Here is a 24229-nt window from a genome sequence, read left to right as displayed (position 1 = left end):
GCGGTCGGAGTCGGCAGACATCGGTGACGCTGGCAGGATCGAACACCATGGGCGCAATTCGAAGCAGCGACGACGACCGCGAGGGTCGGCCGTCCGATGCGCTGCGCCGCGCGGTCGGAGTCGTCATCGCGGTCAAGGACCTGACAGCGGCGAAGTCCCGTCTGGCGTCCGAGTTCTCCGGGGCCGACCGGACCCGATTGGTGCTCGCCATGTTCGTCGACACGGTCACCGCGGCCGGTTCGGTATCGGTGGTCGATTCGGTCACCGTCGTCACACCCGATCCGGTCGTCGCCGACACCGCGCGACAAATCGGTGCCCGGGTGCTGGACGAACCGTCGGCTTCCGGCGCTCGAGATCCCGAAGCCCGTCTCAATGCCGCATTCTCCGCTGCTGCGGCCGCACTGCGAGTCGATCACGCACCACGCGATCGCCACGGGAACCCCGGCGCGGCCCCGGCCGATCGGGTCGACATCGTTGCGCTGCAAGCGGATCTGCCTGCGCTGCGTCCCGCCGAACTCGCGCAGGCGTATGCGACGGCAGTCTCCGGCGGCAGGTCGGTCGTGGTCGACCATCACGGCACCGGAACCGCAGCGCTGATCCTGAAGAATTCTGCCGACGAGCTCGCGCCGCTGTTCGGATCGGATTCCGCACGCCGCCACACCTTGTCGGGAGCGCGACCACTGGACGGCACGTGGCCGGGACTTCGACTCGACGTCGACACCGTCGACGACGTACGTCGGGCTCATCGACTCGGGGTCGGACCGGAGACGACAGCCGTACTCCGCTCACTCGGTTGGAGCGACGAGGAATCCGCAACCACCGCGTGATTCGGTGAACGTGCGAACAAGTTCGGTCATCGGAGTTTCACCGACGGCGGGTATGGGGGATGATCGTGCTGTGAGCACAGACGACGCGCAGCCAGCGACCGAAGATCCGGCGATCGAGACCGCGGACAGCAACGGTGCGGAGCCGGTGTGGAGTGCCCCGGTGACCGCAACGATGCCGAGCATTCCCTCCGCCCTTCCTGCCGCCACTCCGGAATCGGTGGATGCCGCCATGGTGCTTCCCGAAAATCGGTACCTGAACCGGGAATTGAGCTGGCTGGATTTCAACTCCCGTGTTCTCGCGCTCGCAGAGGACTCGTCCCTGCCGCTACTCGAGCGTGCCAAGTTCCTGGCCATCTACGCGTCCAATCTGGACGAGTTCTACATGGTTCGTGTCGCAGGGCTCAAACGCCGCGACGAGACCGGACTGTCGGTTCGATCGGCCGATGGCATGACCCCGCGCGAGCAGCTCGCGGTCATCGGGCAGCGTACTCAGGAGCTCGCTCTCAAACACGCCCGAGTACTGCTCGATTCGATCCTGCCCGAGCTCACGGCAGAGGGCATCGCAATCATCCGGTGGTCCGATCTCGACAGCGACGAGCGTGCGCGTCTGTCCGACTATTTCACCGAACAGGTCTTCCCGGTCCTCACCCCACTGGCCGTCGACCCGGCGCACCCCTTCCCGTACATCAGCGGCCTGAGCCTGAATCTCGCTGTGACGGTGAAGGATTACTCCACGACCGGCGAGCACTTCGCCCGTGTGAAGGTACCCGACAACGTCGACCGATTCGTGCGCGTCAAGCGCGGTGAGGGAAGCCATCGCATCGACGCCTTCCTGTCGATGGAGGAATTGATCTCGGCGCACCTCGACGTGTTGTTCCCCGGCATGGAGGTGGTCGAGAGCCACGCGTTCCGCATTACTCGCAACGCCGATTTCGAGGTCGAAGAGGACCGCGACGAGGATCTCCTGCAGGCACTCGAACGAGAGCTGGCCCGTAGGCGTTTCGGTTCTCCCGTCCGCCTCGAGATCGCCGACGACATGACCGAGCACATGCTCGAACTGTTGTTACGTGAACTCGACGTCGATCCGGGCGACGTCATTCAGGTTCCCGGTCTGCTCGATCTGTCGTGCCTGTGGCAGGTCTACAGCGTCGACCGCCCCAATCTCAAGGACGCTCCCTTCGTCCCGGCAACACATCCCGCGTTCGGTGAGCGCGAAACCCCGAAGAGCGTGTTCTCGACGCTGCGCGACGGCGACGTTCTGGTGCATCACCCGTACGACTCGTTCTCCACCAGCGTGCAGCGCTTCATCGAACAGGCTGCGGCCGATCCGCAGGTCCTCGCGATCAAGCAAACTCTGTACCGCACCTCGGGTGACTCGCCGATCGTCAACGCACTCGTCGACGCGGCCGGGGCCGGCAAGCAGGTGGTTGCACTCGTCGAGATCAAGGCACGATTCGACGAGCAGGCGAACATCGAGTGGGCACGCAAGCTCGAAAAGGCCGGGGTGCACGTGGTCTACGGCCTCGTCGGGTTGAAGACTCACTGCAAGACCTGCCTCGTCGTCCGCCGAGAAGGATCGGTCATCCGCCGGTACTGCCATATCGGCACGGGCAACTACAATCCGAAGACGGCGCGTATCTACGAGGACGTCGGGTTGCTCACGTCGTCGCCCGAGATCGGTGCGGACCTCACCGACCTGTTCAACTCGCTCACCGGATACTCGCGAAAGTCCAAGTACCGCAATCTTCTCGTGGCCCCGTACGGCGTGCGACGCGGCATCGTCGAGCGCATCGAAGCGGAAGTCGAGCACCTCAAGGCGGGTCGCGCAGCCGGAATTCGCCTCAAGGCCAACGCTCTTGTCGACGAGCAGGTGATCGACGCTCTGTACCGCGCATCGGTCGCCGGGGTCCCCGTCAAGGTGGTCGTACGCGGGATCTGCGCGCTCAAGCCGGGCGTACCGGGCCTGTCGGAGAACATCGAAGTTCGGTCCATTCTCGGCAGGTTCCTCGAACACTCACGGGTTCTGCATTTCCAGGGTGCCGACGAATTCTGGATCGGCAGCGCCGACATGATGCACCGAAACCTCGACCGGCGAGTGGAAGTGATGGCCCAGGTCAAGGATCCGAAGCTGACCAAGCAACTCGGTGACATCTTCGACTCGGCCCTCGACCCCACCACCCGCTGCTGGGAACTGGGGCCGGACGGTGGCTGGGTCGCGTCGCCTGCGCAAGGCGAAAGTGTCCGAGAACACCAGGTGGAATTGATGCGCAGCCGGAGGAATCAGGCGTCCTGATGGGCACTTCCGATGGCTCCCCCCGCGCCAACATCTTCGCGGCCGGATCGATTCTGTGGCGACGATCGCCGGAGAACGACTCGGTGGTGGAAGTAGCTCTGGTACACAGGCCGAAGTACGACGACTGGTCTTTTCCCAAGGGAAAGCTCGATCCCGGGGAGACAGCGGTCGACGCGGCTGTCCGAGAAGTCAAGGAGGAGACGGGCTTCGACTCGACTCTCGGACGGTCGCTGTCCTACGTCACCTACCCGATTCCCGGCCACCGTCGCATGAAGAAGGTGCTCTACTGGGCTGCCGAGGCAACCGGCGGAGAATTCGTCCCGAACGACGAAGTGGACGATCTTCGCTGGATCGCACCCGACAAGATCGGCGGCGAACTCTCGTATCCCATGGACCACAAGATTCTTCGACGATTCGTCGCCAAGCCGGCCGCTACGTCCACCGTGCTGCTGGTCCGGCACGGCAGTGCCGGCTCGCGGTCGCGATACAAGGGCAACGACGCCGATCGCCCCCTCGACAAGACCGGTAGACGTCAGGCCGAGGCACTCGTCTCACTGCTGGGCGCGTTCGGCGGTGACTCGGTGTATGCGGCCGACCGCGTCCGGTGCGAACAGACGGTCGCGCCGTTCGCCGAATCACTGGGCGTGCAGGTCGAACCGGAGCATCTGCTGTCCGAGGAGGGGTACGCCGAGGACCCCCGAAAGGGCCGCCACCGGGCTCGCGACATCGCCGAGTCCATGAGCACACCGGTGATCTGCAGCCAAGGCAAGGTGATCCCCGATCTCATGCGATGGTGGGCCGACAAGGACGGCATCACGTTGCCTGCCAACAGAAATCGAAAAGGGAGCGTGTGGGTGCTCTCGCGCCACGACGGTCGGCTCGTCGCGGCCGACCACATCGCCAGCCCGCTACCGAACCTGGTCGCCGACGACTGAGTCGCATCCGAGGATCCTCGGATCACGAACACGGCAGAAGGCCCCGACCGAAATTTCGGTCGGGGCCTTCTGTGGAGTGCGAGAACGGCCCGGTCCTGGATGACCGGTGCCGGTCGAGCGCTACTTCTTTGCAGCGCGCTTCGCGGGTGCCTTCTTGGCCGGAGCCTTCTTGGCGGGGGCCTTCTTGGCGACGGTCTTCTTGGCCGCTGTCTTGGCCGGAGCCTTCTTGGCAGGGGCCGTAGTGGTTGCGGCCTTGCGTGCGGTCGTCTTGGCCGGAGCCTTCTTGGCAGCAGCCGTCGTGGTCTTGCGTGCGGTTGTCTTTGCGGGAGCTGCCTTCTTGGCGGCGGTCTTTGCGGGAGCTGCCTTCTTGGCGGCAGTCTTCGCCGGAGCCGCCTTCTTGGCTGCCGCGGTGGTGGCCTTGCGGGCGGTCGTCTTCACCGCTGCCTTCTTGGCGGCCGTCTTCTTCGCTGCCGCAGTCTTCTTGGCCGGAGCTGCTGCCGAACCGCGCTTGACGGCAGGTCCGGTTGCGGGCAGCTTCTGTCCACCGGCGATGACGGCCTTGAACTGCGCGCCCGGACGGAATGCCGGTACGTTGGTCGGCTTGACGCGAACGGTCTCACCGGTGCGGGGGTTACGGGCGACACGCGCCGCGCGACGACGCTGCTCGAACACGCCGAAGCCCGTGATCGTGACACTTTCGCCGCGGTGGACCGCGCGCACGATGGTGTCGACGATGTTCTCGACAGCCTCTGTGGCGCTCCGCCTGTCAGACCCCAACTTCTCGGTCAGGGCGTCAATCAGCTCTGCCTTGTTCATGGATTTCCTCCGCTATATTGTGGCCCATCGTCGGACCGACTACTACAACGGTAAACCCCAAGTCGTCAAGAGTCTATGCGCCACGCCAATTTTCATTTCGGTGTCGCGGAATGCTTCACGGCCGCAAAGCGTGTCGGACCCCCCGTCCGTCAGCTTTTCGACGGCTCCTCGATCCTTGCCGGAAGGGTGAGGGGTTTGTATGAAGGCCTTGACTTTTCGTACTCCGTAATGGCCTCTACCTGGCGTAATGTCAGTCCGATGTCGTCCAGACCCTCCAGCAGACGCCACCGCGTGTAGTCGTCAATCGCGAAGCGCACCACCAAGGTTCCAGCCGTGACCGTCTTGTCGACGAGGTCCACGACGAGCTCCAGACCGGGCTGTTCTTCTAAGGCTTTCCACAGCAATTCGACGTCCGATTGCTCCACCTCGGCCGCCACCAAGCCGGCCTTGCCCATGTTTCCGCGGAAGATATCGGCGAATCTGGATGCGATGACGACCCGGAAACCGAAGTCCGACAGCGCCCAGACAGCGTGCTCGCGTGACGATCCCGTGCCGAAGTCCGGCCCGGCCACGAGAACCGATCCGCGGTCGTAGGGCGCGAGGTTCAAGATGAAGTTCGGATCGGACCGCCAACCGGCGAACAATCCGTCCTCGAATCCGGTGCGAGTCACTCGCTTGAGATAGACCGCCGGAATGATCTGGTCGGTATCGACATTGGACCGCCGGAGCGGAACGCCGATGCCTTTGTGTCGAGTGAAAGCTTCCATCGAAATTTCTCCTGTGAGTTCGATCGATCCGGTCGGAGGGCTCGCTGCTACGCGAGATCCGCCGGAGAGGACAGGGTTCCGCGAACTGCAGTGGCCGCCGCAACCAGAGGCGACACGAGGTGAGTGCGACCACCCTTGCCCTGACGCCCCTCGAAATTGCGGTTGGACGTGGATGCCGAACGCTCTCCCGAGGTGAGCTGATCGGGGTTCATTCCCAGACACATCGAGCAGCCGGCCTGCCGCCACTCGGCCCCTGCTGCGGTGAAGATCTCACCGAGCCCTTCCTCTTCGGCCTGCGCGCGCACCCGCATCGACCCGGGTACCACCAGCATTCGCACGCCGTCTGCGACGCGGCGGCCCTCGAGGACGGACGCCACCGCACGCAGATCCTCGATGCGGCCGTTCGTGCACGAGCCGACGAACACGGTGTCGACGGAGATCTCGCGGATCGGTGTACCGGCTTCGAGACCCATGTACTGCAAGGCCTTCTGGGCCGATACGCGCTCGCCCTCGTCGAGCATTGCCTCGGGATCGGGCACGGCATCTCCCAACGGAGCACCTTGACCCGGGTTCGTTCCCCAGGTGACGAACGGCGTCAGAGTGCTCGCATCGATGTGTACCTCGTTGTCGAACACTGCATCCGGGTCGGTTGCCAGTTCGTTCCAGGCGGCCACCGCCGCATCCCACTCTGCCCCCTGGGGCGCATGCGGCCGTCCCTTCAGGTATTCGTACGTGATCTCGTCGGGTGCGATCATGCCCGCGCGCGCCCCGGCCTCGATCGACATGTTGCAGATGGTCATTCGGGCTTCCATCGACAACTTGCGGATGGCCTCACCGCGATATTCGAGCACGTATCCCTGACCGCCGCCGGTGCCGATCTTGGCGATCACCGCGAGAATCAGATCCTTGCTCGTCACACCGGGAGCCAGTTCTCCGTCGACGGTGATGGCCATGGTCTTGAACGGTCGCAGAGACAGAGTCTGGGTGGCCATCACATGCTCGACCTCGCTGGTGCCGATTCCCATTGCGATCGAACCGAATGCACCGTGCGTCGAGGTGTGGCTGTCTCCGCACACGATGGTCATACCCGGCTGGGTCAGACCGAGCTGCGGGCCGATGATGTGGACGATGCCCTGATCGAGATCTCCCATCGGGTACAACCGAACTCCGAATTCCTCGCAGTTGCGGCGAAGAGTATCGACCTGGGTGCGTGAGACGAGATCGGCAATCGGCGCGAAGATGTCGGCCGTCGGGACGTTGTGGTCCTCCGTTGCGATCGTCAGGTCCGGGCGACGAAGGTCGCGGCCGGCCAACCGCAGACCGTCGAATGCCTGGGGGCTGGTGACCTCGTGCACGAGGTGCAGATCGATGTAGATCAGATCCGGCTCACGTGCACCGCCTTCTCCCCCACCGGGGACGACCACATGTTGGTCCCACACCTTCTCCGCCAGCGTCTTCGGCGCTTGTGCTACGGACGCATCGGATTTCGTCGTTTCGGACATCGCTGTCGCAGACCTCGTCTTCCCTGTCGTCGCGCCGGCGGACGGGCTGGTCCACCTCGCGTGATCGTCTCGACATCGTCCCCCGCGGCACGCTGGACTTCTCGCGGTTGTGCAATCTCAGCATTCGGGAGGCTAATATCGTTCTATGAGACAGCATAGCCTGAGCGGCACCGTCGACAAATCGAGCGGTATCGGTGTCCTCGACAAGGCCATGGCCGTGTTGCATGCAGTGGCCGAGACACCCTGCACTCTCAACGACCTGTGTGCCCGCACAGCGCTCCCCCGCGCCACTGCGCATCGGCTCGCGGTCGGACTCGAAACCCACCGCCTCCTCGTGCGCGATTCCGACGGATTGTGGCGCACCGGTCCGGGGCTGGGGGAATTGGCGGCGAGCGCGTCGGATGCTCTGCTCGACGCCGCAGCATCGGTACTGCCTCGGCTTCGCGAAATCACCGGAGAGAGCGTGCAGATCTACCGCCGCGAGGGGACCGTTCGTGTCTGTGTCGCATCCATGGAGCCCCCGACCGGTCTCCGAGATACCGTGCTCGTCGGGGCCCGGCTACCCATGACAGCCGGCTCCGGGGCGAAAGTTCTTCTGGCGTGGGCAGATTCGCAGACTCAACGCACAGTGCTGCCGGACGCCGAATTCGGCGAACGGGTGCTGCTGGAGATCCGCAGGCGAGGGTGGGCGCAGAGCGCAGGTGAACGTGAGCCGGGGGTCGCGAGCGTCTCGGCTCCCGTTCGCGACAGCAACGACACTGTCGTGGCAGCGATCTCGGTGTCCGGCCCGATCGACCGCATCGGACGCAAGCCGGGCGCACGCTGGGCGGCAGACCTGCTCGCCGCCGCCGACGCGCTGCACAAGCGCCTCTGAGCGCCGAACCGAGGCCGATCGAGCGGCACCCACCAAAAACCGGCTGAAGTGACCGCAGAAGTGGAGTACGTTCGTCTCGAACGGCCCACCCGGCCGGTCGCCGACTGCAAGGAGTGCCCCATGTCAGAATCCGGCAGCGAAGAGTTGAAGAAGAAGTTCCGCGAGGTTCTCGAACAGAAGAACAGCAAGTCGCACAATTCCGTCGACCACAAGGACGGTGGCCCCAAGGTGAACAATGCCCACGGTCCGGCCGATCACCAGAAGATGTTCCGCCGCAAGAGCGTCTGACGCGAAGCGATACCACCGCACGACAGCAACGACGGTCACACCGAAACGACAGCAACCCCTCGATCCGGAGATCGAGGGGGTGCTGTCTTCGTAGCCCCGACGGGATTCGAACCCGCGCTACCGCCTTGAGAGGGCGGCGTCCTAGGCCGCTAGACGACGGGGCCAGGAACTTCACCTGCATTGTTGACGCTGTATCGAACACGTGATGCTGAAGTAGCTTAACTGCCTCGGCATCGGCGGCAAAATCGCCGCTCACCTGCTCGCTGGGGTACCAGGACTCGAACCTAGAATGGCGGTACCAGAAACCGCTGTGTTGCCAATTACACCATACCCCAAGGGACTTGAATCGAAATACGCATCCGATCGATGTGCACTGCGTTTCGAGCCGGGATAGAGACTATCAAAGGTCACTACCCATTCTCCAAATCGGCTGCTCAGAGCCCTGATAACCGCCCTCGAGGCCCGCTCGGACACCATCGCGTGAACGCAGAACCCGCGCATCGTCGGCCGCAGAGCATGCAGCAGACTTCTGTGTCGTGAGCGTTCTCGAACTTCGCAGACGCCGATGAAGGTGCTGCTCGTTCCCCAGGGCAACCGGGCCGTGCTGATCCGCCTCGACGAGGACGGCTCCCCGTCCGGCGGCAGTTCCGCTGCCGAGGAGGTGACCGACGATCTGGTGGGCTCCGTGGCCGCTGTCGAACGAGAGCACGCTCCCCGTTGGGTGTGGGAGGACACGAGCCGCATCTACCCGCGACTGCTCGACGGAGGGGTGCGGGTCCGGCGCTGCCACGATCTCGCCCTCGTCGGTGCCATTCTGGCGATGCGAACGGGGCGCACCACGACACCGTCCACACCCGCAGACCTGCGACCCGGATTGTTCGACGCCGACCCGCATGCGGATCCGGTGGCAGTGCTCGCCGACTACCGCCGTCAGAGCGAGGAGATCGGTGACGATCGGGCGCTGCAGCTGTTGGCGGCCGCCGAGTCGGCCGGAGGTCTGGCCGCGGCGGAGATGACATTCGACGGATTGCCGTTCTCGGCCGCTGCGCATCGGCGGCACCTCGACGCGACCCTCGGTGCGAGGCCGGTCGACGGATCGACTCCTCCTGCGTTGGTGAAGCTCGAGAACGAGATCTCGTCGGCGTTCGGGCGCCGCGTGAACCCCGGTTCACCCGCGGAGGTGGTCGCCGCGTTCGCGCGCGCCGGTATCGAGCTCACATCCACTCGAGCACACGTGATCCGAGACATCGACCATCCTGCGGTGCCGCTGTTGCTTCGCCACCGAGATCTGTCGAAACTGCACAGCACCAACGGGTGGACGTGGCTGGACGCGTGGGTTCGCGGAGATCGTTTCCGGCCGGTCTACGTGCCAGGGGCCGTCGTCTCCGGCCGCTGGGCGAGCCGGGGCGGTGGGGGTCTGCAGATCCCGAAACCTCTGCGCGCCAGCGTGATCGCCGACCCGGGGTACACCTTCGTCGCCGCCGACGCCGGCCAGCTCGAGCCCCGCATTCTCGCCGCGATGTCGGGTGACCCACGCATGGTCGCCGCTGCGGGAACAGCGGATCTCTACGCCCCCGTCGCGGCCGAGTCGTTCGACGGTGATCGTGCGCACGCCAAGGTCGCTGTTCTCGGAGTGCTGTACGGCGCGACGTCGGGTGAGGCTCGTGCGTTGCTGACCCGCCTACGCGCCAGATTCCCCGACGCGGTGGCGGTCGTGGAAGAGGCGGCGCGGGCCGGCGAGCGCGGCGAGGTGGTCCGGTCGTGGCTGGGCCGAGCGTGCCCTCCCCCTACGCCGCAGTGGTGGTCCACCGGTGACGCCCACGCGCGTGGCCGATTCACGCGCAACTTCGTGGTGCAGGCGACCGCAGCCGAGTGGGCGCTGTGCCTGTTGGCAGATCTGCGCGGGCGATTGCGGTCGAGCAGAAGTGAGTTGGTGTTCTTTCAGCACGACGAAGTAGTGGTGCACTGTCCACTCGGAGACGCACCGTGGGTGTCCGAGGCCGTTGCTGCGGCGGCAGACTCGGCCACGCGTCTGATGTTCGGCGACACGGCGGTGCTCTTCCCGATGGAGACCAGGATCGACCGCTTCTACGGTGCCCCGGCTGCCGAGCCGGAGTCCGACTGAGCGCTCGGTGGGTCCTCGAACGTCACGTCTATTTCCTCGAACGCGGTACTGCGCTGTGCTTCTGCCTGTCCGGTGTAGGTGAGTTTGTCACCTTCGGTCAGGTCGACGTCGTCGGTGAACGGGGCCAGAAGGGCCCGCGGAAACAGCCTGTCGACACGAACCACGTTGATCTCGATGCAGATCACGATCGATACCGAGGTCACGTACAGAAAGGCCAACAGCCCGAGCACGACCGCAAAGACACCGTTCGTCACCGTCGCACTCGCGGCGACGTACTTCACGTACACACCGCCGAAGGTCTGCAGCAGCTGCCACGTCAGACCGGCCGCTATGGCTCCCGGGAGTACCTGTCCGATCGACACCGCTCGCACTGTGGCGAGCCGAAACGCAACGACGAACACCCCGACGTACAGCAGCGTTCCGATCACGAACACGACGAGACCGGATTCCGGACCGAAATATCCTGCGGCACTGAGCACATTGAGTGCGGTGATCGCCAGTACCGCCAGACCCACGGTGCTCAGCAAACCCAATCCCCGCACTCGGGCTCGAATGGGATCGGGCCGAAAGTTCTTCGGTACGGCCCATGCGGTGTTCATCGCGTTCTGCAGCGCAACGGACACGCCGAGTCCGCCGTACAGCGACCCGAGGATACCCACCGTCAGACCGACCGTGCCGCCACCTATCCGTTCGGGACGCCCCAGTTCTTCCCCGATCGCCGGGATCTGACCGAGTGCCGAGTTCAGGATCTGTTGTTGCAACTCCGGGTTGCCCATCAACACGATGCCCAGAATCACGGAGAAGAGCAGCAGCGCAGGAAAGAGCGAGACGAATGCGTAGTACGTGATCAGCGCGGCCAGGTAACCACCCTGATCGTCGACGAACTTGTAGACCACCGCAATCGGAAATCCGAGAACCGGACGCCTGCGCTGCAGTCGATCCAGTCGGTCGGCGACGCTCATGTGCGAAAGTCTCCGACCGACCTCGACGGCCGGCGTCGCACCGCCGTCACGCGATAAGGGTACGTGCGGCGGTCAAACGAGCGAGGGTCCTCTCGCGGCCGAGAAGTTCCATGGACTCGTACAGCGGCGGGCTGATGTGGGAGCCGGTGACTCCCACCCGAACCGGCGCGAAGGCCTTGCGGGGCTTGAGTTCCATCTTCTCGATGAGCGCGTCCTTGAGGGCGACTTCCAGCTCGGCCGTCGACCAATCCGTCACTGCGGTCAGTGCTTCGATGGCGGCGTCGAGTACCGGTGCCGCGTCTGCGCCGAGATTCTTGGCCGCCGCTGCAGGATCGATCTCGAACTCCGCGTCGTCGACGAAGAGGAACTTCAGCAGGCCCCACGCATCCGACAGCACGACGATGCGCGTCTGCACCAGATCCGCCGCGACAGCGAACATCTTCTCGTCGACCGGCTCGGTGAGATGCCCTCGAGCAACGAGGAATTCGCGTAACCGTGCCGCGAAGTCGTCTGCAGCCAACATCCTGATGTGCTCGGCGTTGATCGCGTCGGCCTTCTTCTGGTCGAAGCGCGCAGGGTTGGAATTGACCGACGAGATCTCGAACGCCGCCACCATCTCGTCGAGCGAGAACACGTCGTGATCGTCGGAGATGCCCCACCCGAGAAGCGCCAGGTAGTTCAGCAGCCCCTCCGGGACGAAGCCTCGGTCGCGGTGGATGAACAGGTTCGATTCGGGGTCACGCTTGGACAGCTTCTTGTTGCCCTGGCCCATCACGAACGGCAGATGTCCGAACTCCGGGGTGCGGTCGGCCACACCGATTCGGATCAGGGCCTCGTACAGTGCGAGCTGTCGAGGCGTCGACGACAACAGGTCCTCGCCGCGCAGCACGTGCGTGATCTTCATCAGTGCGTCGTCGACCGGATTGACCAACGTGTACAGCGGAACTCCGTTGCCGCGAGTCAAGGCGAAGTCCGGTACGGTCCCCGTCTTGAACGTGGTCTCGCCGCGTACGAGGTCGTTCCACGTCAGATCGTGATCGGGCATGCGCAGCCGCACCACGGCCCCGCGTCCCTCGTCGAGGAATCCCTGCCTCTGCTCCGGCGTCAGGTCGCGGTCGAAGTTGTCGTAGCCGAGCTTGGGGTCACGCCCGGCGGCCTTGTGCCTCGCTTCGACTTCCTCGGGCGTCGAGAACGACTCGTAGGCTTCGCCGGCATCGAGCAGTTGCTGTACGACAGCCACATGCTGGTCGCGTCGCTGCGACTGGCGGTAGGGCTCGTAGGGACCGCCCACCTCGGGGCCCTCGTCCCAATCCAGACCGAGCCATCGCAGCGCGTCGAGCAACGCTGCGTAGGACTCCTCGGAATCGCGAGCGGCGTCGGTGTCCTCGATCCGAAAGACGAAGGTGCCGCCGTGATGTCGCGCGAACGCCCAGTTGAACAGGGCGGTGCGGACCAGACCGACGTGCGGTGTGCCGGTGGGCGACGGGCAGAACCGAACGCGGACATCTGCTGCTGTGGTCATCGTTGTCCTACTTCTTCGCTGCGACTGGGTTGGTCAAGGTACCGATTCCCTCGACGGTGATCGACACACTGTCTCCGTCGGTGATGGGGCCGACACCCTCGGGCGTTCCGGTCAGAATGACGTCTCCGGGCAGCAGGGTCATCACTGCGGACACCCACTCGATGATCTTCGGAATATCGTGCAGTAGAAGCGAAGTACGACTCTGCTGCTTGACGACGCCGTCGACCTCGGTCTTGATCTCGAGGTCTGAAGGATCGAGGGACGTCTCGATCCACGGCCCGAGGGGGCAGAACGTGTCGTGCCCCTTCGCCCGGGTCCATTGCCCGTCGTGCTTCTGATGGTCGCGTGCCGAGACGTCGTTGGCGACGGTGTATCCGAGCACCACGTCGTACGCCTTGGAGGCGGGCACGTCCTTGCACGGACGACCGATCACGATGGCGAGTTCGCCTTCGTAGTGCACCTCGTTCGACGACGGAGGCAGCACGATGGCCGCACCCGGACCGACGATGGAGGTGTTCGGCTTGATGAAAATGACGGGAGTCTCCGGTGCTTCACCACCCATCTCGGCGGCGTGCGCGGCGTAGTTCTTACCGATGGCGATCACCTTGCTGGCGAGGATCGGTGCGAGCAGTCGCACGTCGGCCAGTGGCCACGATCGACCCGTGAACGTCGGTGTGCCGAAAGGATGTTCGGCAATTTCCTTCGCCGTCCGGGCATCCCCCTCACCTTCGATACTCACGAATGCCACACCATCAGGACTTGCAATTCGACCGAGACGCATGTCGAAAGTCTATCGACCGCCATTCTCCGCACGCCGATGCCGTCCTGTCCGTCGATCTTTCGCCGGTGTAATGTTTCGATCTGCATCCAGATAGCAAGATTACGTGTTCACATAGTGAGACGAGAGGCCGGAATGAGCGCCACGAAGCAGCTGTCCAGTATCGGCGAGACGCGACGGTGGTTCATGCTCGTGCTCGGGATGCTCGCGCAGACTGCCGGTGCCGTCTTCATCAACGGTGCTGCATTTCTCATTCCCGCCCTGCACGACGACCGGGGACTCGGACTTGCGACTGCAGGATTCGTGGTTGCGATGCCCACCGTGGGCATCATGCTGACCCTCATCGCATGGGGCGTGCTCGTCGACCGCATCGGCGAACGTCTCGTTCTGGTGATCGGGCTCGGGCTCACCGCTGCCGCGAGCCTGGCTGCGGTGGTCAGCACGTCCATTCCGGCGCTCGCCGCCCTGCTGTTGATCGGCGGTATGTCTGCGGCCAGCGCGAACAGCGCGAGCGGACGCGTCGTGGTGGGCTGGTTTCCGCCGCACCGTCGTGGGCTGGCCATGGGCATCAGACAGATGTCGGTTCCCCTCGGCGTGGCCGTCGCGGCACTGACCATCCCGCCTGTCGCACGTGACCACGGAGTCGGCGCGGCCCTGCTCGTGCCCGCTGCCGTCTGCGCTGCGAGCGCTCTGCTGTGCCTGGCCGTGGTCGACCCTCCCCGTCCGAACCGCACCGATGCGGCGGCGCAGGGTCTGCTCGACAATCCGTACCGCAACAGCAGCCAACTGTGGCGCATTCACGCCACGTCCATCCTGTTGGTGGTGCCGCAGTACGTGGTGTGGACGTATGCGCTCGTGTGGCTGATGACCGACCGAGGGTGGACGGCCGCGGCCGCGGGTGTCCTCGTCACGCTGACCCAGATTCTCGGCGCACTGGGTCGGATGAGCGTGGGCGCGCTGTCCGATCGTGTCGGTAGCCGCATGCGGCCTTTGCGGTGGGTGGCCGTGACGGCCGCTGCCAGCATGCTCGGGCTCGGCATCGCCGACTGGTTCGACTCCCCCGCCGCCATCGTCCTGCTCGTCGTCGCGTCCGTTGCCACCGTTGCCCCGAACGGCCTCGCGTTCACTGCTGTCGCGGAAATCTCGGGACCGTATTGGAGCGGACGCGCTCTCGGGGTACAGAACACGAGTCAGTACGTGTTCGCCTCGGCTGTGCCGCCGGTGTTCGGGGCGATCGCGGCCATCAGCTTCCCCGTGGCGTTCCTGGTGTCGGCGGTCTTTCCCGCGCTCTCCGTACCGATCGTGCCCGACGATCCGGCACCCGAGCCCACGGACGAGACGTCCGACGCCGGTGCAGACCGCGCCCGCTGACGTGCCTAAGGGGTGACCTGCCCGTGATACACGACATGCCACGGTGGGCTGTCGGCCCACCGTGGCATGTCGTGGCGTGAGAGTTACAGGCGAGCGGCGATCCGAGCGCCGATCTCTTTCGTCGAAACGGTCGTGGTTCCCCGCTCGGCGAGATCCGCTGCGACAGCGGCTTCTACTCGCGCGGCCCCCGCCGCGTCGCCGAGATGATCGAGTAGCAAGGACACCGACAGGATGGCAGCGGTCGGATCGGCCTTCTGCTGTCCCGCGATGTCGGGCGCACTACCGTGCACCGGCTCGAACATGCTGGGGTTGGTACCGGTGGCGTCGATGTTTCCACTTGCGGCCAAACCGATTCCGCCGGTGACGGCAGCCGAGAGGTCGGTCACGATGTCGCCGAACAGATTGTCGGTGACGATCACGTCGAACCGGCCGGGATCGGTGACGAGGTGAATCATGGCGGCATCGATGTGCTGATACGCGACCTCGACGTCCGGGAAGTCCGCCGAAACTGCCTCGACCGTGCGGGCCCACAGGCTACCGGCGAACGTGAGCACGTTGGTCTTGTGCAACAGCGTCAGGTGCTTCCTGCGGGTCAGCGCCCGCTCGAAACCGTTGCGCACCACGCGCTCCACTCCGTAGCGAGTGTTGACGCTGACCTCGGTGGCCACCTCGTGCGGTGTACCGACGCGCAGTGCACCACCGTTGCCGGTGTACGGCCCCTCGGTACCCTCCCGAACGACGACGACATCGATCTGCTTGTCCCCGGCCAGCGGACCGACCACGCCCGGGTACAACTTGGCCGGCCGCAGATTGATGTGGTGATCGAGCTCGAATCGCGCCCGCAGCAACAGCCCACGCTCGAGCACACCACTGGGCACCGACGGATCGCCGATGGCTCCCAACAGAATTGCGTCGTGCTCACGCAGTTCTGCCAACACCGAATCCGGCAGCAACTCTCCGGTGGCGTTGTAGCGCCGCGCCCCGAGGTCGTACTCGGTCTTCTCGGCTCCGGGTGCGACCACGTCGAGAACGGCAAGCGCTTCGGCGACGACCTCCGGTCCGATTCCGTCCCCGGCGATGACGGCCAGCTTCATTTCACTCCTCGTAGTTCGTGTCGGTCCGATCGGCTGCGAGCGATCAGGACAGGTCGACCAGCTCGATGGTGGAGGCACCCACAGCGGTGGCGATGCTCGCACTGAGCTCTGCCGGAACGTCCTTGTCGACGCGCAGCAGAATGGTGGCACCGTCGCCCTCGGAGTCCTGGCTCAGTGCTGCGGCCTGGATGTCGATTCCGGCGTCGCCGAGCAGAGTGCCGATTCGACCCAGGCTGCCGGGCTGATCCGCGTAGTTGACGATGAGGTTCTTGCCCTCGGCGCGGAGGTCGAAGTTGCGGCCGTTGATGTTGACGATCTTCTCGACCTGCGAGGTGCCCGTCAGAGTGCCGGCAACGTTGAGGACCGATCCGTCACCGTAGACGGCGCGAATGTCGACGACACTGCGGTGATTCTCGCTCTCGGGAGCGGTGGTCACTTCTGCTGTGACACCGCGCTCCTCGGCGAGCGACGGAGCGTTGACGAACGTGACCGAATCCTCGATGACGGCCGAGAACAGTCCGCGCAACGCGGACAGTTTCAGGATCTGCACGTCCTCGCTCGCGAGTTCGCCGCGAACGTCCACCGACAACGAGGTGGGCAGCTCGTCGGACAGGGCTCCGAGCAGCACACCCTGCTTACGCACGATTTCGAGCCACGGCGATACCTCTTCGCCGACGGCCCCACCCTTGACGTTGACCGCGTCGGGCACGAATTCGCCTGCGAGAGCCAGCAACACGGACTTGGCCACATCGGTGCCCGCTCGGTCCTGCGCTTCGGTGGTCGATGCCCCGAGGTGGGGAGTGACGACGACCTGCGGCAGCTCGAACAACGGGCTGTCGGTGCACGGCTCGGAGGCGTAGACGTCGATGCCCGCGGCGAACACGTGACCGGAGGTGATGGCGTCGGCCAGTGCCTGCTCGTCGACCAGTCCACCGCGTGCGGCGTTGACGACGATGACCCCGGGCTTGGTCTTGGCGAGGGCTTCCTTGCCGATGATGCCCTTGGTCTCCGGCGTCTTCGGCAGGTGCACCGAGAACATGTCGGCCCGCTCGAGCAGCTCGTCCAGGCTCACCAGTTCGATACCGAGCTGCGCCGCGCGCGCTGCCGAGACGTAGGGGTCGTACGCGATGATGTGGGTCTCGAACGCGGCAAGACGCTGCGCGAACAGCTGGCCGATTCGGCCGAGTCCGACGACGCCGACGGTCTTGCCGAAGATCTCGACACCGTTGAACTTGCTGCGCTTCCACTCGTGCTGACGCAGGGTTGCGTCGGCAGCGGGGATCTGGCGCGCGGCCGCGAGAAGCAACGTCACCGCATGCTCGGCGGCCGTGTGGATGTTGGAGGTCGGTGCGTTGACGACGAGGACGCCGCGCTCGGTGGCAGCGGGTACGTCGACGTTGTCCAGGCCGACACCGGCGCGGGCGACGATCTTCAGGTTGGTCCCGGCAGCGAGCACCTCGGCGTCGACCGTGGTCGCGGACCGCACGAGAATGGCGTCGGCCTCGGGAACTGCAGCGAGCAACGCGGGGCGATCCGGACCGTCGACCCAGCGAACCTCGACGCCGTCGCCCAGTGCCTCGACGGTGGACGGCGCAAGTTTGTCGGCGATCAGAACGACAGGACGGCCTGGCTGGCTCACGTGAAAAACTCCCTATATCGGTTCGAGACGTGGTCGGAAAAATTCGGCGGGCTGTGCAGCACGAACAGTTTAGAGGCCCGAGACGTCACACGGTGACGCCACCGGACTCACGCACCGAAGGGCACCCCCGGCAATCCAGGGGTGCCCTTCGATCAGATTGCGTGACAACGCGATTCGATGAGAATCAGGCCGTCTCGGTGATCGGGCGGTCGACCCAGCTCATGAGGTCGCGCAGCTTCTTGCCGGTGACCTCGATGGGGTGCTCGGCGTTGGCCTTGCGCAGGCCTTCGAGCTCGGTGTTGCCGTTCTCGACGTTGGCGACGAGGCGACGGGTGAATTCGCCCGACTGGATGTCGGCCAGGATGGCCTTCATGCGCTCCTTGGTGCCTGCGTCGATGACGCGCGGTCCGGAGAGGTACCCACCGAACTCCGCGGTGTCGGACACCGAGTAGTTCATGCGGGCGATGCCGCCCTCGTACATGAGGTCGACGATGAGCTTGAGCTCGTGCAGCACCTCGAAGTACGCCATCTCGGGTGCGTAGCCGGCCTCGACCATGACCTCGAAGCCCGTCTTGACGAGTTCTTCGGTGCCGCCGCACAGCACGGCCTGCTCACCGAACAGGTCGGTCTCGGTCTCTTCCTTGAACGTGGTCTTGATGACGCCTGCGCGGGTGCCGCCGATGCCCTTGGCCCACGACAGCGCGAGGGCCTGGCCCTCACCCTTCGGGTCCTGATCGATGGCGATGAGCGCGGGAACACCCTTGCCGTCGACGAACTGACGACGCACGAGGTGGCCGGGGCCCTTGGGGGCAACCATGCCGACGGTCACGAACTCCGGAGCCTTGATCAGGTCGAAGTGAATGTTGAGGCCGTGGCCGAAGAACAGCGCGTCGCCGTCCTTCAGGTTGGGCTCGATCTCCTCGGAGAAAATCTTGGCCTGAGCGGTATCGGGTGCGAGCACCATGATCACGTCGGCCCACTCGGACACCTCTGCGGGAGTTCCGACCTTCAGGCCCTGCTCCTCCGCCTTGGCGCGGGACTTCGAGCCTGCCGCCAGGCCGATGCGAACATCGACGCCGGAGTCGCGCAGGCTGAGCGAGTGCGCGTGGCCCTGGCTTCCGTAGCCGATCACAGCGACCTTGCGGCCCTGGATGATCGACAGATCAGCATCGTCGTCGTAGAACATCTCGACTGCCACTGGTTGTTACCTTTCCTCTTGGGTTTTACGCATGTTCGTCACCGGGGCCGCTAACGCGACGCAGTGATCGATTTCGGTCCACGTCCGACGGCAACGACTCCCGACTGAACTATTTCTCGAATTCCATAGGGGTCCAACATCTTCAGCAACGCGTCGAGCTTGGAGCGGGTGCCCGTCGCCTCGACCGTCACCGCCTCGGGAGAGACGTCGATGACCTTGGCGCGGAACAGATTCACCGTTTCGATGACCTCGCTCCGAACGCTGGCATCGGCGCGGACCTTGATCAGGACCAACTCGCGCGCCACCGAGGAATCGTCGTCCTGCTCGACGATCTTGATGACGTTGATGAGCTTGTTGAGCTGCTTGGTCACCTGCTCGAGCGGGAACTCGTCGACCGTCACCACGATCGTCATGCGCGAGATATCGGGAATCTCGGTGCCGCCGACCGCGAGTGAGGAGATGTTGAAGCCGCGGCGCGAGAACAACGCGGCCACGCGCGCCAATACACCTGGCTTGTCCTCGACGAGAACGCTGAGGGTATGGCTGGTGCTCACAGGTCCGTGCCTTTCGCGTCGTTGTTCATCGGGTGCGGTGCCTGCTCGCGTTCCATCGCGTCGTCGAGTCCTGGCTCACTGCCCACGGTCTCGTCCTCGTCGAACAGCGGACGGATGCCGCGGGCGGCCATGATCTCGTCGTTACCCGTTCCGGCGGCCACCATCGGCCACACCTGGGCGTCGGCACCGACGATGAAGTCGATGACGACCGGACGATCGTTGATGGCGCGTGCCTGGGCGATCACCGCATCCACGTCCTCTTCCCGCTCGCATCGCAAACCGACGCAGCCCAACGCCTCGGCCAGCTTGACGAAATCGGGGATGCGCACGGCACCGTGAGTTCCGAGATTGGTGTTGGAGTAGCGCTCCTCGTAGAACAGGGTCTGCCACTGCCGAACCATGCCGAGGTTGCCGTTGTTGATGAGCGCGACCTTGATCGGGATTCCCTCGACCGCGCAGGTAGCAAGCTCCTGGTTGGTCATCTGGAAGCAGCCGTCGCCGTCGATGGCCCACACCTCGGCGTCGGGCAGGCCCATCTTGGCTCCCATGGCGGCCGGAACCGCGTACCCCATCGTGCCGAGACCACCGGAGTTGAGCCACGTGCGCGGCTTCTCGTAGTTGATGAACTGAGCGGCCCACATCTGGTGCTGGCCGACGCCGGCGCAGTAGATCGCGTCGGGACCGGCGAACTTGCCGACCGAGGAGATGACGAACTCGGGAGACATGGAACCGTCGGACGGACGGTCGTAGCTCAACGGGTACGTCTTGCGGATGCCGTCGAGGTAGACCCACCACTGCTCGAGGTCGAGAGTCGTTCCGGTGGCGCGATCGGCCCGCAGGGCCTCGATCAGCTCGGTGATGACCTCGCCGCAGTCGCCCACGATCGGCACGTCCGCGTATCGGTTCTTGCCGATCTCGGCCGGGTCGATGTCGGCGTGGATGACCTTGGCATCGGGAGCGAAGGACGAGAGCTGACCGGTGACGCGGTCGTCGAACCGGGCACCGAGCGTGATCAGCAGGTCGCTGCGCTGCAGAGCGGCGACCGCCGCGACGGTGCCGTGCATACCGGGCATGCCCAGGTTCAGCTGGTGGGTGTCGGGAAATGCCCCGCGCGCCATCAGCGTCGTGACGACCGGGATGCCGGTCAGTTCGGCGAGCTCGAGCAGTTCTGCCGAGGCGTTGGCCTTGATGACGCCGCCACCGACGTACAGCACCGGCTGCTTGGCATCGGCGATGTAGCGTGCCGCTTCGCGAACCTGCTTGCCGTGCGGCTTGGTGACCGGGCGGTAACCGGGCAGACGCATTTCCGGCGGCCACGAGAACGTGGTCTGCGCCTGCAGCACATCCTTCGGGATGTCGACGAGGACGGCACCGGGACGACCCGACGCGGCGATGTAGAACGCCTCGGCCATGATGCGCGGGATGTCCGCACCGTCGGTGATCAGGAAGTTGTGCTTGGTGATGGGCATCGTGATACCCGAGATGTCGGCTTCCTGGAACCCATCGGTACCGATGAGGCTGCGGGCGACCTGACCGGTGATCGCGACGATGGGAACCGAGTCCATCTGCGCGTCGGCCAACGGGGTGACGAGGTTGGTCGCGCCCGGGCCGGACGTCGCCATGCAGACGCCGACCTTGCCGGTCGCCTGGGCGTAGCCGGTGGCGGCATGACCCGCACCCTGCTCGTGGCGAACGAGCACGTGGCGCACCTTGACGGAGTCGAAGAGCGGATCGTAGACCGGGAGAACCGCGCCACCGGGAATGCCGAATACGGTGTCGACGTCGAGTTCTTCGAGAGCTCGTACGACCGACTGTGCGCCGCTGACCTTCTCGGGTGCGACGTGGCGTCGCGATCCGTTGGTCGCCGCGTCTGCGGACGGGTTGCTGGTCGACGGGCTCGTGGCTGTCCCCGACTTACGTGTCGTGGGCCCTGGGCGTGCGGTTGGTGCGCTCACTGATTGCTTCCTCAGGAATGTGAAATTGCTGGGCGATCTCTGGGCAAGAAAAAACCCCCGTCAGCATGAGCTGTACGAGGGTGGCGCGTCGATGCGAGTTTGAACAACCGGCTCAGGCGTTGACGCGCCGGCCGATTACGAGTATCCAATTCCGCTTCACGCACTGAACGGTAGGCGCGCGCACAGGGAAGAGTCAAACTCGTCACGACGCAATCCCATTATGTGAGATCGCGTAGATGCAATGCGAAGATGAATGGGTGTCGTCTTCGCAGCAGTCCGAACCACCTCGGCCATCATCCCACACCGGTTCCGAGCAACCGAACAGTGCCGACGGGCCACCGCCGTCGAGCAGGCAGGTCATCCGCCTCCCGCGTCTGGCCCTGATCGGCGTCGGGTTGCTCCTGTTCAGTACCTCTCTGCCGGCGGCGAGCTGGCCCGCCGCACTGGGTTGGCTGCTGATTCTGCCGATCGTCGCGTGCATCTGGGTGCTGCGTGTGCGCACCGTCATCACTCCCGAGGCGATCACGGCCCGCCGTTTCATCGGCTCCGACGTCATCGAGTGGGAGTCCGTGGTCGGACTGCACTTCCCCGATCGCCGCTGGGCACGCGTGGTGCTCACCGACAAGACGGAGAAGTCACTTCCGCTCGTGCGGTTCGATCGGCTCCCCCAACTCGCGGCCGCCAGCGGCGGTCGCATCACCGACCCCTATGCCGCGGCAGCTGCGGCGGAGGATCAGGCACGCGCAGAGGCCGAGAATGCCGAGCACGACGACGAACAGGCACCGAAGGATCGCTGACGAGCGGCCGAGTAATCTCCTCGTTGCGATCACCGCTGCAACGAACGAGGAACTGCACTATGCCGCCGCTACGCTCACGGGTCACCACTGTCGGACGCAATGCTGCGGGCGCGCGCTCGCTGTGGCGCGCCACCGGAATGACCGATTCGGATTTCGGTAAACCGATCGTCGCCATCGCGAACTCGTACACCCAGTTCGTACCCGGCCACGTTCACCTGAAGAACGTCGGCGAGATCGTCGCCGACGCCGTCCGCGCGGCAGGCGGAGTCCCTCGCGAGTTCCACACCATCGCCGTCGACGACGGAATCGCGATGGGGCACGGGGGCATGCTGTACTCGCTGCCCAGCCGCGAGATCATCGCCGACTCGGTCGAGTACATGGCCAACGCCCACACTGCGGACGCACTCGTGTGCATCTCCAACTGCGACAAGATCACCCCCGGCATGCTCAACGCGGCCATGCGATTGAACATCCCGGCGGTGTTCGTCTCCGGTGGGCCGATGGAGGCCGGTAAAGCTGTGGTCGTCGGAGGGGTCGCGCAGGCACCCACCGACCTGATCACCGCGATCTCTGCCAGCGCGAACGATGCCGTGTCCGAAGAGGGCCTGGACGAGGTCGAGCGCAGCGCGTGCCCGACATGCGGGTCCTGCTCGGGCATGTTCACCGCCAACTCGATGAACTGCCTCACCGAAGCGCTCGGGCTGGCGTTGCCCGGCAACGGCTCCACGCTGGCCACCCACGAGGCCCGCCGCGCCCTGTTCACCCGGGCCGGCACGACCATCGTCGAGGCGGCGATCAAGTACTACCGGGACGAGGACGAGTCGGTGCTGCCCCGCAACATCGCCACCCCGGCGGCATTCCGCAACGCGATGGCACTGGACGTGGCGATGGGCGGCTCGACCAACACCGTGCTGCACACGCTCGCGGCGGCGCAGGAGGGCGAGGTCGATTTCGATCTCGACACCATCGACGGCATCAGCCGCAAGGTGCCGTGCCTGGCCAAGGTGTCCCCCAATTCGGATTACCACATGGAAGACGTGCACCGGGCGGGTGGAATTCCCGCCCTGCTGGGTGAACTGCGGCGTGCGAATCTGCTCGAGACCGACGTCTCGACCGTCCACACGAAGAGCTTCGACGAGTGGCTCGACACGTGGGACATCCGCTCCGGTGCCGCATCCGACGAGGCGATCGAGCTGTTCCATGCCGCTCCCGGCGGTGTCCGAACCGTCGAACCGTTCTCCACGAGCAATCGCTGGTCCTCCCTCGACACCGACGCCGCGGGTGGTTGCATCCGCGATCTCGAACACGCCTACACGGTCGAGGGCGGTCTGGTGGTGCTGCGCGGCAACATCGCCGTCGACGGCGCGATTCTGAAGACCGCGGGCATCGACGAGGACCTCTTCTCGTTCCAGGGACCTGCGCTGGTCGTCGAGTCTCAGGAAGAAGCCGTCTCGGCCATCCTGCAGAAGAAGATCCAACCCGGTGACGTGCTCGTCGTGCGGTACGAGGGACCCAAGGGTGGACCGGGAATGCAGGAGATGCTGCACCCGACCGCGTTCCTCAAGGGTGCCGGTCTGGGCAAGGTCTGTGCCCTGATCACCGACGGACGGTTCTCCGGTGGTACGTCGGGCCTGTCCATCGGACACATTTCCCCCGAGGCTGCGGCCGGCGGCGTGATCGGCCTCGTCGAGAACGGCGACCAGGTCCGCATCGACGTCGCCACGCGCACGCTCGAGATCCTCGTCGACGAGGAAACTCTGGAAACTCGACGCGCGAAGATGCTCGCGTCCGAGCGGCCGTGGCAGCCGGTCGATCGACAGCGCACGGTCACGACGGCGCTGCGCGCCTACGCCGCACTGGCGACATCCGCGGACAAGGGTGCTGTGCGCTACGTGCCCTGAGCAGATTAAAAGATATGTGAGTGGTTCCTCG

General features: G+C 65.0%; 20 protein-coding genes and 2 tRNA genes. 9 read left to right on the top strand and 13 right to left on the bottom strand.

The annotated features are described in order from the left end of the window. The first annotated feature begins 29 nt into the window (after positions 1-29). The 3 genes from cofC to CH266_RS11195 all read left to right on the top strand — a co-directional run bounded on the left by cofC (position 30) and on the right by CH266_RS11195 (position 4055). Positions 30-827: a 2-phospho-L-lactate guanylyltransferase gene (gene cofC / locus CH266_RS11205; protein WP_174557266.1), complete on the top strand. Its 798-nt coding sequence runs from the start codon at positions 30-32 to the stop codon at positions 825-827. 172 nt (positions 828-999) lie between these two features. After that, the gene (locus tag CH266_RS11200) at positions 1000-3120 is read left to right on the top strand and encodes an RNA degradosome polyphosphate kinase (protein WP_228139401.1); all 2121 of its coding nucleotides are present in this window, start codon (positions 1000-1002) and stop codon (positions 3118-3120) included. Beyond that, positions 3120-4055, top strand: coding sequence for an NUDIX hydrolase (locus CH266_RS11195; protein ID WP_094715300.1), 936 nt, complete (start codon positions 3120-3122; stop codon positions 4053-4055). The genes CH266_RS11200 and CH266_RS11195 overlap by 1 nt, the downstream gene beginning before the upstream one ends. A 120-nt stretch (positions 4056-4175) precedes the next feature. Here CH266_RS11195 and CH266_RS11190 read toward each other — a convergent pair whose 3' ends face one another. The 3 genes from CH266_RS11190 to leuC form a co-directional block, all read right to left on the bottom strand. After that, the gene (locus tag CH266_RS11190) at positions 4176-4871 is read right to left on the bottom strand and encodes an HU family DNA-binding protein (RefSeq protein ID WP_027496655.1); all 696 of its coding nucleotides are present in this window, start codon (positions 4869-4871) and stop codon (positions 4176-4178) included. Positions 4872-5020: 149 nt separating this feature from the next. Next, positions 5021-5638, bottom strand: a complete 618-nt coding sequence (leuD, locus tag CH266_RS11185; protein ID WP_032366380.1) for a 3-isopropylmalate dehydratase small subunit — start codon at positions 5636-5638, stop codon at positions 5021-5023. Positions 5639-5685: 47 nt separating this feature from the next. Further along, positions 5686-7140, bottom strand: coding sequence for a 3-isopropylmalate dehydratase large subunit (leuC, locus tag CH266_RS11180; RefSeq protein WP_037219272.1), 1455 nt, complete (start codon positions 7138-7140; stop codon positions 5686-5688). Positions 7141-7285: 145 nt separating this feature from the next. On the opposite strand from leuC, the gene CH266_RS11175 reads away from it, so the two are divergent. Then, positions 7286-8014: an IclR family transcriptional regulator gene (locus tag CH266_RS11175; protein ID WP_027496652.1), complete on the top strand. Its 729-nt coding sequence runs from the start codon at positions 7286-7288 to the stop codon at positions 8012-8014. A 120-nt stretch (positions 8015-8134) separates the two neighbouring features. After that, the gene (locus tag CH266_RS25380) at positions 8135-8302 is read left to right on the top strand and encodes a DUF5302 domain-containing protein (protein ID WP_158514274.1); all 168 of its coding nucleotides are present in this window, start codon (positions 8135-8137) and stop codon (positions 8300-8302) included. 91 nt (positions 8303-8393) lie between these two features. Here CH266_RS25380 and CH266_RS11165 read toward each other — a convergent pair. Beyond that, a tRNA-Glu gene (locus CH266_RS11165) sits at positions 8394-8466 on the bottom strand. A 99-nt stretch (positions 8467-8565) separates the two neighbouring features. After that, positions 8566-8637, bottom strand: a tRNA-Gln gene (locus CH266_RS11160). Between the two features lie 230 nt (positions 8638-8867). On the opposite strand from CH266_RS11160, the gene CH266_RS11155 reads away from it, so the two are divergent. Next, complete coding sequence (locus CH266_RS11155) at positions 8868-10427, top strand: bifunctional 3'-5' exonuclease/DNA polymerase (RefSeq protein WP_027496651.1); 1560 nt, start codon at positions 8868-8870, stop codon at positions 10425-10427. On the opposite strand, the gene CH266_RS11150 is transcribed toward CH266_RS11155, so the two are convergent. Genes CH266_RS11150 through CH266_RS11140 form a run of 3 tightly spaced genes read right to left on the bottom strand, consistent with a single transcriptional unit; the run spans position 10391 to position 13692 of the window. Beyond that, positions 10391-11389 (bottom strand): YihY/virulence factor BrkB family protein, encoded by a 999-nt coding sequence (locus CH266_RS11150; protein ID WP_176457068.1) that lies wholly within the window; start codon positions 11387-11389, stop codon positions 10391-10393. The two genes, CH266_RS11155 and CH266_RS11150, sit on opposite strands and share 37 nt — an antisense overlap. Before the next feature lie 46 nt (positions 11390-11435). Continuing rightward, entirely contained in the window at positions 11436-12911 is a 1476-nt protein-coding gene (gene gltX, locus CH266_RS11145) for a glutamate--tRNA ligase (protein ID WP_027496649.1), read from the bottom strand. Positions 12912-12918: 7 nt separating this feature from the next. Further along, positions 12919-13692 (bottom strand): fumarylacetoacetate hydrolase family protein, encoded by a 774-nt coding sequence (locus CH266_RS11140; protein WP_027496648.1) that lies wholly within the window; start codon positions 13690-13692, stop codon positions 12919-12921. A gap of 132 nt (positions 13693-13824) precedes the next feature. Between CH266_RS11140 and CH266_RS11135 the strand changes: the two genes are divergently transcribed. Next, positions 13825-15060, top strand: coding sequence for an MFS transporter (locus CH266_RS11135; protein WP_032383590.1), 1236 nt, complete (start codon positions 13825-13827; stop codon positions 15058-15060). Positions 15061-15143: 83 nt separating this feature from the next. Here the strand turns inward: CH266_RS11135 and CH266_RS11130 are convergent, their stop codons facing one another. The 5 genes from CH266_RS11130 to CH266_RS11110 form a co-directional block, all read right to left on the bottom strand. Next, entirely contained in the window at positions 15144-16154 is a 1011-nt protein-coding gene (locus tag CH266_RS11130) for a 3-isopropylmalate dehydrogenase (RefSeq protein ID WP_027496646.1), read from the bottom strand. A 43-nt stretch (positions 16155-16197) separates the two neighbouring features. After that, positions 16198-17793, bottom strand: coding sequence for a phosphoglycerate dehydrogenase (gene serA, locus CH266_RS11125; protein ID WP_027496645.1), 1596 nt, complete (start codon positions 17791-17793; stop codon positions 16198-16200). A gap of 184 nt (positions 17794-17977) precedes the next feature. Next, a complete protein-coding gene (gene ilvC, locus CH266_RS11120) occupies positions 17978-18979 on the bottom strand; it encodes a ketol-acid reductoisomerase (RefSeq protein ID WP_170944858.1) in 1002 nt (333 codons plus the stop codon). Positions 18980-19041: 62 nt separating this feature from the next. After that, positions 19042-19545 (bottom strand): acetolactate synthase small subunit, encoded by a 504-nt coding sequence (gene ilvN, locus CH266_RS11115; protein WP_008717436.1) that lies wholly within the window; start codon positions 19543-19545, stop codon positions 19042-19044. Then, positions 19542-21500, bottom strand: coding sequence for an acetolactate synthase large subunit (locus CH266_RS11110; RefSeq protein WP_032366369.1), 1959 nt, complete (start codon positions 21498-21500; stop codon positions 19542-19544). Before CH266_RS11110 ends, ilvN begins: the two co-directional genes overlap by 4 nt. A gap of 257 nt (positions 21501-21757) precedes the next feature. On the opposite strand from CH266_RS11110, the gene CH266_RS11105 reads away from it, so the two are divergent. Continuing rightward, entirely contained in the window at positions 21758-22297 is a 540-nt protein-coding gene (locus tag CH266_RS11105; protein WP_179274019.1) for a PH domain-containing protein, read from the top strand. Between the two features lie 59 nt (positions 22298-22356). Then, positions 22357-24198 carry a dihydroxy-acid dehydratase gene (gene ilvD, locus CH266_RS11100; RefSeq protein ID WP_032370767.1) on the top strand — a complete coding sequence of 614 codons (1842 nt, stop codon included), beginning with the start codon at positions 22357-22359 and terminating at the stop codon, positions 24196-24198. Positions 24199-24229: the final 31 nt, after the last annotated feature.

Origin of the sequence: Rhodococcus sp. 06-1474-1B (assembly GCF_002258885.1) — a bacterium.
Classification (GTDB): domain Bacteria; phylum Actinomycetota; class Actinomycetes; order Mycobacteriales; family Mycobacteriaceae; genus Rhodococcoides; species Rhodococcoides fascians.
Note: the sequence above shows the minus strand (reverse complement) of the source record. Positions and strands in the feature narration are given on the sequence as shown.

Bases quoted from the DNA above. Each gene is read 5' to 3' on its own strand.
- CH266_RS11150 (WP_176457068.1), bottom strand. From the start codon at position 11,389: ATGAGCGTCGCCGACCGACTGGATCGACTGCAGCGCAGGCGTCCGGTT.
- ilvC (WP_170944858.1), bottom strand. From the start codon at position 18,979: ATGTTCTACGACGACGATGCTGATCTGTCGATCATCCAGGGCCGCAAG.
- gltX (WP_027496649.1), bottom strand. From the start codon at position 12,911: ATGACCACAGCAGCAGATGTCCGCGTTCGGTTCTGCCCGTCGCCCACC.
- CH266_RS11200 (WP_228139401.1), top strand. From the start codon at position 1,000: ATGCCGAGCATTCCCTCCGCCCTTCCTGCCGCCACTCCGGAATCGGTG.
- ilvD (WP_032370767.1), top strand. From the start codon at position 22,357: ATGCCGCCGCTACGCTCACGGGTCACCACTGTCGGACGCAATGCTGCG.
- CH266_RS11130 (WP_027496646.1), bottom strand. From the start codon at position 16,154: ATGAAGCTGGCCGTCATCGCCGGGGACGGAATCGGACCGGAGGTCGTC.
- CH266_RS25380 (WP_158514274.1), top strand. From the start codon at position 8,135: ATGTCAGAATCCGGCAGCGAAGAGTTGAAGAAGAAGTTCCGCGAGGTT.
- CH266_RS11140 (WP_027496648.1), bottom strand. From the start codon at position 13,692: ATGCGTCTCGGTCGAATTGCAAGTCCTGATGGTGTGGCATTCGTGAGT.
- leuD (WP_032366380.1), bottom strand. From the start codon at position 5,638: ATGGAAGCTTTCACTCGACACAAAGGCATCGGCGTTCCGCTCCGGCGG.
- CH266_RS11155 (WP_027496651.1), top strand. From the start codon at position 8,868: ATGAAGGTGCTGCTCGTTCCCCAGGGCAACCGGGCCGTGCTGATCCGC.
- CH266_RS11135 (WP_032383590.1), top strand. From the start codon at position 13,825: ATGAGCGCCACGAAGCAGCTGTCCAGTATCGGCGAGACGCGACGGTGG.
- CH266_RS11175 (WP_027496652.1), top strand. From the start codon at position 7,286: ATGAGACAGCATAGCCTGAGCGGCACCGTCGACAAATCGAGCGGTATC.
- CH266_RS11195 (WP_094715300.1), top strand. From the start codon at position 3,120: ATGGGCACTTCCGATGGCTCCCCCCGCGCCAACATCTTCGCGGCCGGA.
- leuC (WP_037219272.1), bottom strand. From the start codon at position 7,140: ATGTCCGAAACGACGAAATCCGATGCGTCCGTAGCACAAGCGCCGAAG.
- CH266_RS11190 (WP_027496655.1), bottom strand. From the start codon at position 4,871: ATGAACAAGGCAGAGCTGATTGACGCCCTGACCGAGAAGTTGGGGTCT.